Origin of the sequence: Flavobacterium sp. H4147 (assembly GCF_029360735.1) — a bacterium.
GTDB lineage: Bacteria > Bacteroidota > Bacteroidia > Flavobacteriales > Flavobacteriaceae > Flavobacterium > Flavobacterium endoglycinae.
The window spans coordinates 672,094-688,206 of record NZ_JARKNB010000001.1; the positions used below are offsets into that span (position 1 = coordinate 672,094).

Below are 16,113 nucleotides of genomic sequence, written 5' to 3' on the forward strand. Positions count from 1 at the left end.
ATTCTACAAATTAAACTAAGAAACTTAATTTAAATTTATTGGTTTTTATTCGCTTGGATGCAAAATATTATTTGACTCAGCGATCCACGCTTTTGCACCGCCAGGTTTATAAGCTATTTTTCCAAGGGCGCTAAAGGTAGTTTTGTTTTTTCGTATGGAAGCAATTGCATAACATACTTCAGGCAGATCCTGAACTCCAAATGCATTCTTCAATCTAATATTTTGCTCTTTATCTCCATCTGAAGCTGTAGCGTCAGACAAATCTAATTTCACAAGAATAACATTATCTCGTGACCAGACTGCAAAATCTGGTGTTTTAAAGATTTCATTTTGGAGATTTTCTGATACACCTGAGGCAGTGAATAAGATTAACATTGGTTTTCTTTCTTCATTACTAATGGCGATTGCATCTGTCATATTTGTTCGCCAGGCAAGGGTTTGTGCCTGCATGAAAAATGAACCTAAAAAAAACAGTAGGATAAGTAATTTTTTAGTCATATATAATTGGTTTTTGGTTAGTATAGCATGACGAAATTAACATAATATTTTAATTATCCAAATTATATAACTATAAAAAATACATTATATGTTTTTTTATTTACAAATAAATAACGAAATCACAATTGAATCTTTTTATTGAAAACTTTTTCTTATTAAACAAAAAAACTCCTCACATTTCTGTGAGGAGTTCCCTTAATAATTTTATCTATTTTTTTAAGACTTTTTCGGATGAACAATTCCTTCTGCGACAGTTAACCATGCTGATGGACCGCCGGCAACATATCCTGTTTTTCCAAGCCCTTTAAAGTTGATTTTTCCATCTTTAGATTCTGCACTTGTAAAAAACACCGTTGGAAATCCCTGAATACCAAAAGCTTGCTGCAATTCGTTATTCTGATTTTTTAACTCCGGAGTCTGCGGAACGCTTCTTGGGTAATCCAATTCTACTAAAACAACATTATCTGAAGCCCATTTTTTAAATTCGGCAGTTTTTAAAACTTCATTCTGAAGACGAATGCACCATCCGCACCAGTCGCTTCCTGTAAAAAACATCAACATTGGTTTTTGTTCTTTATTACTTACATTGATCGCTTCACGAACATCAGTATACCATTTTAATTCCTGAGCCTGAGTAGCAAAAGCACCAGCTATAAAAAAAGCTATTAGTAATATTTTCTTCATAATGTGTTTATTTTTAGGCAAATTTAAACAAAAAACAAATTGAAAATACAGTTAGTCTTATTTTACTTCTTGCATTAATCTTCTAATTAAAGGAGTCAAAACAATTAACGCAACTCCTGCAATTAAAGAATACAAAGCTAATTGATAATATCCGTCTGTATACGCGATAAGTTTAGACATTAATGTCGTTCCGGTATTTGCATCGGATATTTCAGCTCCTAATTTTCCTGCAGCAAACTGGCCAAATGCACTTGATAAGAACCATAATCCCATCATCATACCAAATAATCTTTTAGGCGATAATTTTGTAATTACCGACATTCCGATTGGACCAATGCACAATTCACCAAGCGTATAGACCAGATATCCTAAAGCAAAAACATCCAGAGAACTTAACCCTTCTGCATCTACAAAAAATCTGGCACTGTAAAAAATAAAGAAACCTGCAGCCAGTAAAACAAATGATAAACCAAACTTAATAACAGTATTGGGTTCAATTTTTCGCTTAGCCATAAATATCCACAACAATCCTACTAATGGACTGAAAATAACAACATACAATGAGTTGATACTATTATTTACGACATTTGGGTCAATATGAAAAAACAACATTTTGTTAGACAAATTATCCTTTGCAAACAAAGACAAAGAACCTCCTGATTGCTCAGAAATGGCCATAAACATAAAATATCCAAAAATAAATACAAATGCTGCTAAAAGTTTTCTCTGTTGTTTTCCATCCTTTAACATTATCAATTCATATCCAAAATATCCTAATGCAGCTATTCCCATAGTATACATAAAGTACTCTGTAAAATCAGAATTGATAACCATTATATACACTAATGGAATTACAACAAAAGAACCTACATAAACCGCTGTTTCATAAAGACTACGTTTTTTAGGCGCATAATGTTCTATTGGAGAATTTCCAATTGGTGCTAAATGCTTTTTCGTTAAAAGAAAAGTTATAACTCCAATTATCATAACAATTGCCGCAGAAAGAAAACAAAGACTCCAAGAATAGTTCTTTCCTAAATAAATAGGAATTGCACCACCCAGCATTCCTCCAATATTAATTCCTGCATAAAACAATCCATAACCAGCATCTCGACGACCGTCGCTTTCATGATACAGCTCCCCTACCATTGAAGAAACGTTTGGTTTAAAGAAACCAGTTCCAATGATAGAAAGCGTTATTCCATAATAAAAGAAATCATGTGGAGAAGCTGCAATAAGTAAGTTTCCTAATATCATTACAATTCCTCCGAAAAGAAGCGATTTTTTAAATCCTAAAATTTTATCAGCGAAAATTCCGCCTATAAAAGTAAATGCGTAAACAAAAGCCTGAATAGCACCGTATTGTAAATTTGCTTTTCCTTCAAGTAAACCCAATTGGTCTACCATAAAAAAAGCTAAAACCCCTCTCATTCCGTAGAAACAAAAACGTTCCCACATTTCCACCAAAAACAAATACCATAATTGTTTTGGATATTTGCCTTTAAAATCCTGAATTTCTTCTAGTGTAATTGTGTCCTTCATTATCTAACCCCGTGCATCAATTTTTTTAATAATGGTGTTAGTGCAAATAATACGATTGCTGCAATACCTGTAAGTACGACAAATACCATGAAGAATTCGTATAAATTATGAATTTCAAATCCAGCGAAAACGGGATTTTGAGCGCTAATTTGGTGTTTATCCAATAATGCCAATTGCTCTGCTGTAGGCGTGATTGTTTTATTTAAAACCGCCTGAAGATCAATTCCTAATTCTTTTGCTTTTGCAAATTTATCTCCTGTAGCCGGAAGTATAGATCCTAAAGTTCCTCCCAAAGCATAACCAGATGCATTTGATAAAAAGAATACGCCATATAATAGAGAAGCAAAACGTTTTGGAGATAATTTACCTACTAACGATAATCCAATTGGAGATAAGCACAACTCCGCACAAGTATTTAAGAAATACAATAGGATTAACCATTTTACAAGCAATAATCCCGAAGTTCCAAGAAAAGATACTTGAGTAGCAATCATAAAGAAACTTACTGAAATAATAACCAATCCTGCCGCTAGTTTTACTGGCGAAATTGGCTCCTTGTCTCTCGCTCTTAAGAAATCCCAAAGAATACTAAAAGGAACTGCCATTACTACAACAAAAAGTCCATTAAAAATCTGAACCATTGAAGGCGGCATCAACCATCCGAAGAAATGTCTGTCTGTTTGGTTATCTGCAATAAATGTCAACGAAGAACCTGCTTGCTCAAACGCTGCCCAGAAGAAAATGATAAAGAAAGAAACAATGTAAATTACAATAATTCTATCTCTTTCAATTTTAGTTAATGAAGTATCAGAAATAATAAGTCCAGCTAATGCCAAACCACTTGAATAAATTAAGGTATAGATTAAATTCTGTCCTACTACATAATGAAAAAACAATCCTAAAGCAATAAATGCTACTCCAGCTAATAATAATGATTTAGAAGAGAAATTTGCTTTTTGAGCTTCTCCTTCTTCAAAATCTTCTGCTACATTTTTAGAAGGTAAACCTCCTAATGGTCTTCCTTCAGGAGAAACCACGTATTTGTTTTTCAGAAAGTAGAAAAGCACCGTTCCGATAAGCATTGCAGCAGAGGCCGCCATGAACCCCCATCTGAAAGCATGAATATCTCTAATTCCACCAGCATCTTTTACGTCTCCTAATAAAGGACAAATTGACTGTCCTAAGAAAGCTCCCATGTTGATTCCCATATAGAAAATAGTAAAAGCGGTATCCAGTTTCGTTTTTTCTTGTTTTGGATACAAACTTCCCACCATACTTGAAATATTTGGTTTGAAGAATCCATTACCAAAAACAATTACTCCTAATGCAGAATACATGATGATTTTAGCCAGTTCTAAATTAGATTCAAAAACACTTCCGCTGGTAAACAAAAGCATTTGTCCTGTTGCCATTAACAAACCACCTAGGATAATACAATTTCTGTTTCCTAAATAACGATCGGCAATAAAACCTCCAAGCATTGGAGTTAAATAACAAAGTCCAAGGAAACCTCCGTAAATTAAAGAAGCTTCTTCTTCCTTCATCAATAATGAATTCACAAGGAATAAAGTTAATAAAGCTCGCATTCCATAAAAATTGAATCGCTCCCACATCTCTGTTCCAAACAATACCCAAAGCCCTTTTGGATGCGCGGTTTTTACTTGAGTTTCTCCCATATTATTCATTAATTAAATTAGGTTTATATTTTAAAGATTATAGATTTTCTTTGATGAAATTGGTCATTTTATTGTAAAGCTGTATTCTGGTTTTTCCACCATAAATACCATGATCTTTATCTGGATAAATTTGAGAATCAAATTGTTTGTTTGCCTGAATCAATGCTTCCATCATCTGCATTGTATTTTGAACATGAACATTATCATCTCCTGAACCATGAATCAACAAGAACTTTCCTTTTAATTTATCAACGTGATTTATAGGAGAGTTTTGATCGTATCCGCTTGCATTTTCCTGCGGAGTCTGCATGTATCTTTCTGTATAAACGCTGTCATAAAAACGCCAGTTAGTAACTGGAGCAACTGCGATTGCCATTTTAAATACATCATTTCCTTGAAAAATACAGTTAGATGCCATGAATCCACCATAGCTCCATCCGAAAATTCCAATTCTTGAAGCATCAACATATGGATAAGCACCAATTACTTTTGCGGCATCGATTTGATCTTCAACTTCGTATTTTCCTAATTCTTTTTGAGTCACTTTTTTGAAATCAGCTCCTTTGTAACCCGTTCCTCTTCCGTCAACACAAGCCACAATATAACCTTGCTGTGTTAATGAAAGGAACCAATAATCATTAGAGTTGTTCCATTGATTGTTTACCTGCTGCGATCCTGGACCAGAATACTGGAACATAAAAACAGGATATTTTTTTGAAGGATCGAAATCTTTTGGTTTTAAAATCCATGCATTCAATTCATTTCCTTTTGCTGTTTTTAAAACAAAATATTCTTTTGAAGGAAGGTTATACGCTTTTAATTTATCAGCAAGAGCCTGATTGTTTTCGATAACCTGAATTTCTTTTCCTGTTTTAGCCTCGTTTAAAGTATAGGTAGTAGGCTGTGTATTACTTGAGAAAGTTGTAATAAAATATTGGAAATTAGGACTGAAAGTCGCTGCGCTTGTTCCTGTTTTTGAAGACAAACGTGTTTTATTTTTTCCGTCTAAACCAATTCTGTAAAGATCTCTGTTAATAGAACCATTTTCAGTAGATTGATAGAAAATAGTTTTTGTTTTTTCGTCGAAACCGTAGTATGAAGTTACTTCCCAGTTCCCTTTTGTAACCTGATTTTTAAGTTTTCCGTTTTTATCATACACATAAATATGATTAAAACCGTCTTTTTCACTTGTCCAGATAAAACTGTTATCTTTTAAGAAAGTCAAATTATCTGTAACGTCAACGTATGCTTTGTCTTTTTCGTTTAGAACCACTTTTGCTGCAGCTGTAGTTCCGTCGATAAATACTAAATCAAGATTGTCTTGATGACGGTTTAAAACCTGAGCCGATAATACATTATTATCATTTGTCCACCGCATTCTTGCAATGTAGAAATCATTATAATTACCTAAATCAACTTTTTTAGAAGTATTTCCAGCAGCATCATAAATATGTAATGAAACTACTGAATTTTTCTCTCCTGCTTTAGGATATTTAAAAGTTTCAATTGTTGGATATAAATCTTTATGAAACATTGACATTGAAAATTCTGGAACCTGGCTCTCGTCAAAACGAATGTAAGCTAGTTTTTTACTGTCTTTACTCCAGTCAAAAGCCCGGACAAAAGCGAATTCTTCTTCGTAAACCCAGTCAGTAATACCATTTATAACAGCATTTTTCTTTCCGTCAGTAGTAACTGGAGTTGATTTTTTTGAAGCAACATTATATATATATAGGTTGTTTTCTTTTGCGTAAGCTATTTTGGTTCCATCAGGAGAAAAAGTCGGCTCTTGAATCTGAAAATCAACCAGTTTTGTAAGCGTTTTAGCTGCGATATCATAGAGAAAATAATCTGCAGTAAAAGAGTGACGGAATATTTTTGTTGAATTACAAGCTATTAAAATCTTTTTTTCGGAAGCATCAAAAGTATAGCTGTCAATTCCGTCTGCAAGTTCTTTGAAGTTTTTTGTATCAATTAAATTTGAGACTTTTTTTAAAGTTGCGAAGTCATACAAATCAACCTGCATACTTCTGCTCGCCTGATCAACATTTAGAACTGTGTATTGATTTGTATTTTTTAACGATTGCAATTCGTCCATTCCTTTAGCACGAAAGGTTCCGCCAAAAACATTTTCGACAGTTATTTTTTGCTGTCCGAAAACGACTGCAGTTAAAAATAAAAGTACTGCAGTAAATTTACTTGTATTCATTATAATTATTTTAAATATAAAAAGAGTCCAATTTTAATAAAAAAAATAAACATAATACACATTTTAAGTGTTAAATGTTAAAAAAAATAACGATTGCGTATTTTGATCTTTCAAATAGATTGCAATCAAAACTCTTAAAATAGTATCTTTGCCGCAACATTACTATTTAATATATTGAGAATGAACAACGCTGTTGCCGGATTTTCTAAATTATCCAAAAAAGAAAAAATTGACTGGATTGCCAATGAATATTTTTCTACACCTGAAGAAGCCCTAAATATTATAAGAAATTACTGGAATTCAGATGAAAAGCTTCAGCAGCTGCACGATGAATTTATTGAGAATACTATTACCAATTTATACATTCCGCTTGGAGTTGCTCCTAATTTTTTAATTAATGGGAAGTATAAAACGATTCCAATGGCCATTGAGGAGAGTTCTGTTGTGGCTGCTGCCTCAAAAGCTGCGAAATTCTGGGCAACACGCGGAGGCTTCAAAGCCACCATTATTAATACCGAAAAAATCGGTCAGGTACACTTTAATTTTAATGGTGATGCCGAAAAACTGCAATCTTTCTTTCAAGAAATAAAACCTAAATTTTTCTCTGAAACACAAAGCATTACCAAAAATATGCAGCAGCGTGGAGGAGGAATTCTAGATATCCATTTAAAAGACAAAAGAAACTTACTTGAAAATTACTTTCAGCTTCATGCTACTTTTGAAACCAAAGACAGTATGGGAGCAAATTTCATCAATTCATGTCTGGAGCAGTTTGCATCGACTTTAAAAGATGAATTTCAAAACTCTGATTTGTTTTCACCTGATGATAAATTAGAAGTAATTATGAGTATTTTATCGAATTATGTGCCGCATTGTTTGGTAAGAGCAGAAGTTTCTTGTCCTGTTGAAGATTTAGCCGAAAAACACATTACAAATCCGCAGGAATTTGCCGAGCGTTTTGTACAAGCTGTTCAAATTGCCGAAATAGAGCCTTTTAGAGCGGTAACTCACAATAAAGGAATTATGAATGGTGTTGATGCAGTAGTCTTGGCAACTGGAAATGATTTTAGAGCCATTGAAGCCGGAGTTCATGCTTACGCTTCTAAAAACGGACAATACGCCAGCTTATCTCATGCTAAAATCGAAAACGGAATTTTTACATTCTGGTTGGAAATTCCTTTAGCTTTAGGAACTGTCGGCGGTTTAACATCGTTGCATCCATTAGTAAAATTATGTCTGGAAATGCTCGAAAAGCCATCGGCTACTGAATTGATGGAAATTACGGCAGTGGCAGGACTGGCACAAAATTTTGCGGCTTTACGTTCTTTAACTACCACCGGAATTCAAGAAGGACATATGAAGATGCACCTTAATAATATTATCAACCAGTTTGAAGCTACTGAAGAAGAACGTCGTTTAATCAAAACTCATTTTAAAAAAACCGCAGTTTCTCATAGTGCCGTAGTTGAGTTTATCGAAAATTTAAGAAAATAATTAGAAGCTGATCCCGCTGTCCGTTATATCTTTTATGGCGAACCCCGCCACAAAAGGATGTCACTCCCATCGGGGCTAAAAATATACGTATGCCAACCACTTTTTACAGTAACGGAAAATTATTTATCTCTGGAGAATATCTAGTATTAGATGGCGCAGATGCTTTTGCACTGCCAACTAGATTCGGACAAAATTTAATAGTTGAAGAAACAACAGCTAAAATCATCGATTGGAAAAGTTATGATTACGATCAAAAACTTTGGTTTGAAACCACCATTACATTCGATGAAGTTATCAATCCTGTTAATCCAGAAACTGAAACTGTAAAAACTACTTTAATCAATATTCTTCACGAAGCGTATCTTTTAAATCCTGAATTTCTAGACAAGTCAGAAGGGTTAAAAGTGACCACTAATCTTACTTTTCCAAGAAATTGGGGATTAGGAACATCATCGACTTTGATCAATAACATTGCGCAATGGGCCAAAATTAATGCTTTCACGTTATTGAAAAACAGTTTTGGGGGAAGTGGTTATGATATTGCTTGTGCACAGAATAATACTCCTATACTCTATAAAATAGAAAACAACCAGGTAGAACCAGTAGCTTTTAATCCCGATTTTACAAAGAATATCTTTTTTGTTTACTTGAATAAAAAACAGAACAGTAAAGCCGCTATTCACGCTTACAACAAACACAAAGACCTAAATCTAGCTAAAAGCGTTGCTGAAAACAATAAAATCACCAATGCAATTCTACATGCTGCAACTCTGAATGAATTTGCTCGTGCTGTAGAAAAACACGAAATTCATTTAAGCAACATTCTTGAAATAAAAACGATAAAAGAAATCGCTTTTCCTGATTTTAAGGGCACCATTAAAAGTCTTGGCGCCTGGGGCGGAGATTTTGTTATGGTAGTCTCAAAAGAAAATCCAAAAGATTATTTCACCTCAAAAGGATATGACACAATCCTTACGTATGACGAAATGATTTTACAAGAATAAGTGTTTTAGTAATTTACTTTTTTATCTTCTAAAAGTTCAGCCTCTAATCGGCGGACATTTATTTCGTGTTCGCTGTTAGATTCTATAAGAGTATTGTGGAGACGTTCTGCCATTTTTTCTATACTATTGGTAATAGAATCGTACACCAATTCCATTCGTCGGTGTTTTTCTTCTTTTACAGCTTTCAAAACATCTTCAACGAAAACCTTATCATACTTTTCAGCAACAGAATCACGAGTGTTAGTAAGCCTGATCACATAGTCGTTACTTAGTATAGTAACCTTAAAATGCTGCTCATCATTACTTAGATAATACTTACCCCCCAGCTCATCAACATTGATCTCTGTAGTGCTTACTTTTAAAAGTTCCGTAATGATCCCAAAAATATGATTTTCTATTTTGGAATATACTTTAGGTTTTCTTCTAAACAATTTAAACATATACATTAAATACCTGATTTTTAGAGTATTTGATTAAAAAATTGATATTATTTTTATTTATAATGGGGCTAAATAAGTTTTTTTTGTTGTAACAAAAATTCGGACAAATTAACTGTAATAATTTGAATATCACAAATTTTTTAAATTATATTTCCATTATTCCCATATAGTTAAGAAAACTGTATAAGAATTTTACTATAATTAACATTCGACATATCTAAATGCAAAAAACCCGAAACATTCTAATGAACATTTCGGGTTTTTAAGTATGTACTATTACTTAGTAACTACTAGTAGTTAAATTGTAATCTGTTGTCTTCGATTTTAGCATTGTTTTTCAACGCTGGTAAAATTCTGCTTGCATCAGATGCGCTTTGAGCTTTTACTTTAGCTACATATTCTGCGTGGTTTGTTAAAGCCGGAGCTTTTACAGTGCTGATATTTTTCACTACATAAACTCCTGTATTTCCTTCAATTGGAGCAGAAATTTTGTTTGCAGCTAATGCAAATGCATTTCCAACTACTTTAGGCTCTTGTCCAACTCCACCTGGTAATACTGGATTATCCATAGTTACGTTAGAAGCTTGTTGTACAGCTACACCAGCACTTTTCGCAATAGCTTCGATGCTAGAACCTGTCATTTTAGCTTTTAATATTTCAGCTTTTTTCTTGTTTTTCAAGATTGGCTCAACGTAAGGTCTTGCTAATGTAACAGATACTAAACCTGATTCATTTTCACCTTTGTACTGAGCAATTACGTGACCAACATTAGCAATTTCAAAACGTTTTACGTCGTTTTTACCTGTTTCTTTATCAAATGCCCATCTTACGATGTTTCTTTGGTTTCCTAATGGTCCAAATTGTTCGTCCATCGCTTTTACAGAAACTGGAGGAGCAACTTTTAATCCTAATTCTTTTGCAGTAGCAGCAAAGTCTTTATCAGCAGCTTCCATTTCGAATTTAGTTGCCAATGTAAATACTTTATCAGAAGTAGCTTCAGATGGCTCAATTTTTTGAGCAATTGTAGCTAAACGAATTCCGTCTTGTTTGTCTGTAATTTTGATTACATGGAAACCAAATTGAGTTTCAACAATACCAATTTTACCAATACCGTTATTGAATACAAAATCATTGAATGGTTTTACCATTTGGTTTGGACCAAAATATCCTAAATCACCTCCTTGTTGTGCAGATCCATCATCAGAATTAGTGAATGCAAGCATCATGAAGCTGTCTGGATTAGCCTGAACTTGTGCTAAGATTTCTTCAGCTTTCGCTTTAGCTTCTTCTTTAGTTCTTTTTTCTCTTTGGTTGGTTGCTTGAGATCCTTCATAACCAATTAAGATATGACTAGCTTTTGCATTCACTCCTGCTTTAAATCCTAATGATTTAGAGATCGCATAGTATTTTCCGTAAACGTAAGGACCATAAATAGCTCCAGCAGGCAGACTGAATAATTTATCAGCATCAACAGCTGGTAAAGCATTTTTAGGAACGTATGTAGAATCGTAAGGAACATCAGAATTTGCGTTAACAAATTCAGCGATGTTTGTTGCGTTTTTGAATCCTGGTAATGTATCATTTTTACCTGTTTTGGCATTGTAAACAACGCTTCCAGATAATAATGCATTCATTTTAGCTTTAATTTCAGCCTCGTCTTCTTTTGAAGGTTTGTCTTCCACTAAAACGTATTGAATTTCACGAGTTGCATCTGCTTTAAATTTTTTCTCGTTTTTCTTCATGTAATCAACGATTTCTGAATCAGAAATTTTTACTTCACTGTCTTTAATAGAAGAATATAAAGCTGCAGCATAAGAGAAGTTAACTTTGTTGGCTTCCATTTCGTATTTTAGTTTTCCTTCACTAGCAGTTGTGTAAAGTGCAGATTTAACTAAAGTACTATAGATTTGAAATTTTGCATTTAATTCAGCATCTTTTTCTTTGTCAGCAAGATATTGAGCCGCTTCAGGATTGCTTTTGAAGTAGTCTTTGAATTTGGCTACATCAAACATTCCTGCTGCGTTTAAAAACATAGGTGCTTTACCAATATTTGGATCTGCTTTTAAAACTTCGATTAAGTGCTTCTCACCAACTCTCAATCCTAATTTTTCAAATTGAGATGATAATAATGCGATCGAAACTTCTTGATCCCAAACTCTGTTTGCAGCTTCAGTAGAAGTAATTCCCTGACCACTTTTTTCAAGATTACTAACTTTAACTCTAAAGTCTTCAAATGAAATATCTTTTCCATCGATGCTTCCTACATCTTTTGAACTTTGACCAAATGTTCCTCTTGTAAATAGATCTTGTATTATAAATGCTAATAAAGCAAGAGCAATAACCCCTATTAATAAAGCGGAACGCTGTCTAATTTTTGCTAAAACTGCCATTTTAATTATCGTTAATTTTATATTCAGTTTGCGAAAATACAATTATCTAGTTAATAACAATACAACTAGCGTTTTATTTTGCACAATTTTTTTTAATTATTTAAAAAATCACTCTTTTATTGTCATTCTAACCAATTCAATTTTATGATTAGAAGCTTCTTCGATCACAAAACGAAACTTATCTATTACAATTTTATCTCCTTTTTGTGGGATTTCTTTTGTATAATTGACAATAAACCCTCCCAATGTTCCATAAGAATCTTCTTCAGGAATCATCAATTTATAGGTTTCATTTAAATATTCTACATCTAAACGGGTCGAAAACAAATATTTACCTTCACCAAGTTCTTCTTCAATAAGTTCTTCATCTAAATCATGTTCATCTTCGATTTCTCCAAAAAGCTCTTCCACAATATCTTCGATCGTTATGATTCCAGAAGTTCCGCCATATTCGTCTAAAACCACAGCAACGTTTTTTCTTTTTTTGATAAGAAGATTTAAAGCGTCTTTTATCAAAATAGTTTCCGGAACAAACTCAACAGTCATTAAAACTGATTTTATACTATTAGGCTTCTTAAACAAGTCAAATGAGTGCACGTAACCCACAATATCATCTAAAGAATTCTGGCTGACCACAATTTTCGAATAACCAGTTTCAATGAATAAGTCCCTTAGTTCTTGAACTGTATCAAATAAATCTACAGCGACGATTTCGGTACGCGGAGTCATTATATCTCTTGCTTTTACACCCGAAAACTCTAGAGCATTTTGAAAAATCTGGATTTCCGAATCAACTTCTTCATCATCTTCTACTGAATTCATCTGTTCGGTTATGTAATTTCCAAGTTCAATTTTACTAAAATACATCTGCACATGGTCGGCTTCGACTTTGAAAAATTTCTTTAAAACAAAATCGGATATCCAAATAAAAAAAGTTGATATATAATAGAATAGTCTGTAGAAAAGATACGCTGGAACTGCAAAAACCTTAATTAAAGTATTGGCATAAATCTGGAAAAGGACTTTAGGGAAAAATTCAGCCGTAACTAAAAGTATAAAAGTCGAAATAAATGTTTGAACTAAAATGGTGGTCAGATCTGAAAATTCAAAACCAAGTCCTATAATAAACCTTAGAACCATTTCTCCCATATAAAAAGCATATACAACCAATGCTGCTGTGTTACCAATAAGCATTGAGGCAATAAACTTAGAAGGATTTTCGGTAAGTTTGGTTAGAATTTGGGAAAGAAAATTATCTTGTTTTTTTTCGATTCCAAGATAAATTTTATTGGAGGAAATAAAAGCTATTTCCATTCCTGAGAAAAAAGCTGATAGTATTAAACACAATATTATAATACTAATCTCCATTTTTATTGGTTTTTATTACGATCCTGATTTTTCTTAAGAAATCTTCTCCTGAAGAAAAACATAAAAATGGCCATTCCCGCAATTATAAAACTTAACGGATAGCTTTCATTTCCTTCATTGAGTTTTACCGCACCATCATACAGAAAGAAAACAGCAAAAAGGATGTAAACGTATTGTGTATATTTTAAATAACCCATAATATTTTTATTCGTTTGATTCAATTTCACCGCTTATTCGCTGTGAATTAATCACTTTAAAATCTTTGCTAAAATCAATTCCCTGACCAAATGAAACTCCTTTAGCATCTGTAAGTTTGAATTTTCGTTCGGTGTAAAACCATTCGTTTTTCTGGTCAAAATACAATTGTTCTGTTTCAAGCACTTGTCCGTCTTCAGATGTAATTTTGACTTTTCCGATCAAATCAATTATTCCAGTGTCTTTATAAGAAACCGCATAATTCCCTTTTATAAAAGTACGTTTTTGTTTCTTATCATATAAAGTAACGTCTATTCCTTTAGGAAACTCTGTAAAAGGAAAATTCAGATTAGAATAATCCAGCATTTTAGGACTAATTAAAACGCCGGTAATCCGCCCTGAATCGGTGTATTTAATATTAACTGTATCTGCATCACTACCTGGAACAAATTCAGAAAAATTAATTTTCTGAACTTCCTTAAAATTGCTTTCACAGCCATAAAAAGCTGTAAGAACAATACTAGCAGCAATCAATACACTATATCTCTTTGGTAAATTCATTTGCCAAAAGTACTAAATTGTAGTGAGCTTATAAAAATATAAACTTATGTTTAGTTGAATTTACTCTTCACAAACCATCTGTCGTTAAACGAGAAGCTTAAACTGAAGTTCATATAATTCTCTTGAACCAATCCTGCAGATGTGGTTCCTCTTTTACCAAACTCAATTCCAAAGTTTACATTTGAAAAAGTTCCAGTAATTGGAAAACCCGCTCCTAATGTCATTCCAACATCGTTTACAGATTCGTTATTTACTACTAAACCTAGTTTTTCATATTTCAAACCTGCTCTATAAACAATTCTGCTGAAGTAGCTTGCAAATGAACTGTAATTAGGAATATAATATCCTCCAAGAGCATATTTGGTATATTTCTCGTATCTTACGTTATCTCTTGTGTTGTAATAATTTGCTAGTTGTCCTTCTCCCTGAAAAGCCAGCGTTGTACCTACCAACCATTTTCTAGGCTGTCCGATCCCTGCACCAAAGGTAATTTTGTTTGGAAGTTTCAATTTAGTGCTTACAGGATCTCCCATAGCAGCATCCGGATCACCATCTACCTCAATGATTCTTGAAGTATCTGAATTTAATGTACTACCGAATGTATAATTTAAAGTTGTATATAAGTTTAATTTTTTAGCTATTTTAGTTTGATACATCGTACCTAAATTAAAATTTACACCAGAAAGTTCCGAAGAATTGGTTTCTCTTGTGGCATTTTGAACATCAGTAACGGCTTCAATACTTGTTGTTGAAATTTTACCAAAGTTATATTGTAAATCAGCTCCAATATTCCATTTTGGAGTGATTTTATATCCTAATCCAAAGAACACTTTGTTCACACCACCTTTTCCTTCAAGCTGGCTGCTAACTGCTCCTGGAGCTGTATTTATATCTGAAATTTTATACCCAACTGAAGACAAAGGCAGTAATCCGAAACCAGCACCAAATTTACCTAACGGAATTCCAACTGCTAAATAATCAAAAGTTGATCTTTGTGCTTTTGAAGATTCACTGCTGCTTTTTATTGTGTTTGTACCAAAAGTTCCTCCAACGGTGAAAGTAGTCTGACCAAGACTGGCATAACTTGCCGGATTTTCAATATTAAGGTGGATACTATCCTGCTCTACGGCAACTCCAGCCATAGTTCTATTTTCAAGAGTTCCTTTAAATCTTGTTTCTCCAATTCCGTAGAAAGAATATGGTGAAGAAGTACCTTGCTGAGCAAACGAAACGAATGAAATAAGCAGACAAGCGCTTATTATAATTTTTTTAATCATTGTCGATTTTATATTGATATGTTTGGTTCAAACTCTCTAGTAGGAAATTTGAATTGGCAAATATGGTATTTTTTAATCGTTTAGCCAAAAATTCTGCATCACCACCCGTTAAAATTATTATAAAATTTGAAAACTGTTCCCGATATTCATCGATAAAACCGTCAATCTCATAGACGAAACCGTTAACCACACCCGAATGTATAGCTTGTGCTGTTGAGTTTCCTATATAATTGTCAGGCGCTTCTAAAGTTAGTAACGGCAGTCTGGCCGTAAAATTATGCAGGGACTCGTATCGTAAACGAAGTCCTGGAGAAATCGCTCCGCCCAGATAATTGTCATTTTCGTCGATAAAATCGTAGGTAATGCAGGTTCCAGCATCAATAACCAATCGGTTTTGTTTTGGGAATTGCAGGGTCGCTCCAGCAGCCAGAATCATACGATCGATACCTAAAGTTTTAGGTGTCGCATATTTATTATGAAAAGGAAAAATATCTTCATGGGTAAAAAAATGCACTCTTAACTGTTTTTCGAAAGCTAAAAAGGATTCTTTTTCGATTTCCCCTACTGATGCAGCAACCAAATCAGAGCAATTCGGAAATTTTTCCAAAATTTTTTCAATTTTTTCAGTGAGTTTACTTTTGTCAAAACTAAAATTCTCCAATGCTGTACTTCCCTCAAAAACAGCTGCTTTAATTCTAGTATTTCCAACATCAACAGTTAAAATCATATTCTTTTTTTGTTTTTGCGAAGATACGAATTGATTTTTTCTTTAAAA

At 33.3% G+C, this 16,113-nt stretch carries 14 protein-coding genes; 2 read left to right on the forward strand and 12 right to left on the reverse strand.

All coding sequences use genetic code 11. The features are described 5' to 3' along the window. Positions 1–45: 45 nt before the first annotated feature. The 5 genes from P2W75_RS02880 to P2W75_RS02900 form a co-directional block, all read right to left on the reverse strand. Positions 46–498, reverse strand: a complete 453-nt coding sequence (locus tag P2W75_RS02880) for a thioredoxin family protein (protein WP_207298033.1) — start codon at positions 496–498, stop codon at positions 46–48. A gap of 216 nt (positions 499–714) precedes the next feature. After that, positions 715–1,182: a thioredoxin family protein gene (locus P2W75_RS02885; protein WP_207298034.1), complete on the reverse strand. Its 468-nt coding sequence runs from the start codon at positions 1,180–1,182 to the stop codon at positions 715–717. Between the two features lie 57 nt (positions 1,183–1,239). Beyond that, the gene (locus tag P2W75_RS02890; protein ID WP_276378832.1) at positions 1,240–2,724 is read right to left on the reverse strand and encodes a peptide MFS transporter; all 1,485 of its coding nucleotides are present in this window, start codon (positions 2,722–2,724) and stop codon (positions 1,240–1,242) included. Then, positions 2,724–4,400 (reverse strand): peptide MFS transporter, encoded by a 1,677-nt coding sequence (locus P2W75_RS02895; RefSeq protein ID WP_207298036.1) that lies wholly within the window; start codon positions 4,398–4,400, stop codon positions 2,724–2,726. The genes P2W75_RS02890 and P2W75_RS02895 overlap by 1 nt, the downstream gene beginning before the upstream one ends. Positions 4,401–4,437: 37 nt before the next feature. After that, positions 4,438–6,609 (reverse strand): S9 family peptidase, encoded by a 2,172-nt coding sequence (locus tag P2W75_RS02900; protein ID WP_276378833.1) that lies wholly within the window; start codon positions 6,607–6,609, stop codon positions 4,438–4,440. Positions 6,610–6,789: 180 nt separating this feature from the next. Here P2W75_RS02900 and P2W75_RS02905 point away from each other — a divergent pair, with 180 nt between their 5' ends. Together P2W75_RS02905 and P2W75_RS02910 are read left to right on the forward strand one after the other, a co-directional pair. Further along, on the forward strand, positions 6,790–8,103 hold the full coding sequence (locus tag P2W75_RS02905; RefSeq protein ID WP_276378834.1) for a hydroxymethylglutaryl-CoA reductase, degradative: 1,314 nt from the start codon (positions 6,790–6,792) through the stop codon (positions 8,101–8,103). A gap of 89 nt (positions 8,104–8,192) precedes the next feature. Further along, on the forward strand, positions 8,193–9,107 hold the full coding sequence (locus P2W75_RS02910) for a GYDIA family GHMP kinase (RefSeq protein WP_276378835.1): 915 nt from the start codon (positions 8,193–8,195) through the stop codon (positions 9,105–9,107). A 5-nt stretch (positions 9,108–9,112) separates the two neighbouring features. Here the strand turns inward: P2W75_RS02910 and P2W75_RS02915 are convergent, their stop codons facing one another. From P2W75_RS02915 to P2W75_RS02945, 7 genes are all read right to left on the reverse strand, one after another. Beyond that, positions 9,113–9,553: a hypothetical protein gene (locus P2W75_RS02915; RefSeq protein ID WP_276378836.1), complete on the reverse strand. Its 441-nt coding sequence runs from the start codon at positions 9,551–9,553 to the stop codon at positions 9,113–9,115. 284 nt (positions 9,554–9,837) lie between these two features. Continuing rightward, entirely contained in the window at positions 9,838–11,937 is a 2,100-nt protein-coding gene (locus P2W75_RS02920) for a peptidylprolyl isomerase (RefSeq protein WP_276378837.1), read from the reverse strand. 108 nt (positions 11,938–12,045) lie between these two features. Continuing rightward, positions 12,046–13,305 carry a hemolysin family protein gene (locus P2W75_RS02925; RefSeq protein WP_276378838.1) on the reverse strand — a complete coding sequence of 420 codons (1,260 nt, stop codon included), beginning with the start codon at positions 13,303–13,305 and terminating at the stop codon, positions 12,046–12,048. A 2-nt stretch (positions 13,306–13,307) separates the two neighbouring features. Then, entirely contained in the window at positions 13,308–13,502 is a 195-nt protein-coding gene (locus tag P2W75_RS02930) for a hypothetical protein (protein ID WP_207298672.1), read from the reverse strand. A gap of 7 nt (positions 13,503–13,509) precedes the next feature. After that, positions 13,510–14,061, reverse strand: a complete 552-nt coding sequence (gene lptC, locus P2W75_RS02935; protein ID WP_207298042.1) for an LPS export ABC transporter periplasmic protein LptC — start codon at positions 14,059–14,061, stop codon at positions 13,510–13,512. A 50-nt stretch (positions 14,062–14,111) separates the two neighbouring features. Then, positions 14,112–15,338 (reverse strand): hypothetical protein, encoded by a 1,227-nt coding sequence (locus tag P2W75_RS02940; protein WP_207298043.1) that lies wholly within the window; start codon positions 15,336–15,338, stop codon positions 14,112–14,114. Then, entirely contained in the window at positions 15,331–16,065 is a 735-nt protein-coding gene (locus tag P2W75_RS02945) for a type III pantothenate kinase (RefSeq protein WP_276378839.1), read from the reverse strand. Before P2W75_RS02945 ends, P2W75_RS02940 begins: the two co-directional genes overlap by 8 nt. Positions 16,066–16,113 lie beyond the last annotated feature (48 nt).

What these genes read in the sequence shown, in the direction of transcription:
- P2W75_RS02905 (WP_276378834.1), top strand. Translation starts at nt 6,790, where the DNA reads ATGAACAACGCTGTTGCCGGATTTTCTAAATTATCCAAAAAAGAAAAA.
- P2W75_RS02910 (WP_276378835.1), top strand. Translation starts at nt 8,193, where the DNA reads ATGCCAACCACTTTTTACAGTAACGGAAAATTATTTATCTCTGGAGAA.
- lptC (WP_207298042.1), bottom strand. Translation starts at nt 14,061, where the DNA reads ATGAATTTACCAAAGAGATATAGTGTATTGATTGCTGCTAGTATTGTT.
- P2W75_RS02945 (WP_276378839.1), bottom strand. Translation starts at nt 16,065, where the DNA reads ATGATTTTAACTGTTGATGTTGGAAATACTAGAATTAAAGCAGCTGTT.
- P2W75_RS02915 (WP_276378836.1), bottom strand. Translation starts at nt 9,553, where the DNA reads ATGTATATGTTTAAATTGTTTAGAAGAAAACCTAAAGTATATTCCAAA.
- P2W75_RS02895 (WP_207298036.1), bottom strand. Translation starts at nt 4,400, where the DNA reads ATGGGAGAAACTCAAGTAAAAACCGCGCATCCAAAAGGGCTTTGGGTA.
- P2W75_RS02890 (WP_276378832.1), bottom strand. Translation starts at nt 2,724, where the DNA reads ATGAAGGACACAATTACACTAGAAGAAATTCAGGATTTTAAAGGCAAA.
- P2W75_RS02930 (WP_207298672.1), bottom strand. Translation starts at nt 13,502, where the DNA reads ATGGGTTATTTAAAATATACACAATACGTTTACATCCTTTTTGCTGTT.
- P2W75_RS02920 (WP_276378837.1), bottom strand. Translation starts at nt 11,937, where the DNA reads ATGGCAGTTTTAGCAAAAATTAGACAGCGTTCCGCTTTATTAATAGGG.
- P2W75_RS02880 (WP_207298033.1), bottom strand. Translation starts at nt 498, where the DNA reads ATGACTAAAAAATTACTTATCCTACTGTTTTTTTTAGGTTCATTTTTC.
- P2W75_RS02940 (WP_207298043.1), bottom strand. Translation starts at nt 15,338, where the DNA reads ATGATTAAAAAAATTATAATAAGCGCTTGTCTGCTTATTTCATTCGTT.
- P2W75_RS02885 (WP_207298034.1), bottom strand. Translation starts at nt 1,182, where the DNA reads ATGAAGAAAATATTACTAATAGCTTTTTTTATAGCTGGTGCTTTTGCT.
- P2W75_RS02900 (WP_276378833.1), bottom strand. Translation starts at nt 6,609, where the DNA reads ATGAATACAAGTAAATTTACTGCAGTACTTTTATTTTTAACTGCAGTC.
- P2W75_RS02925 (WP_276378838.1), bottom strand. Translation starts at nt 13,305, where the DNA reads ATGGAGATTAGTATTATAATATTGTGTTTAATACTATCAGCTTTTTTC.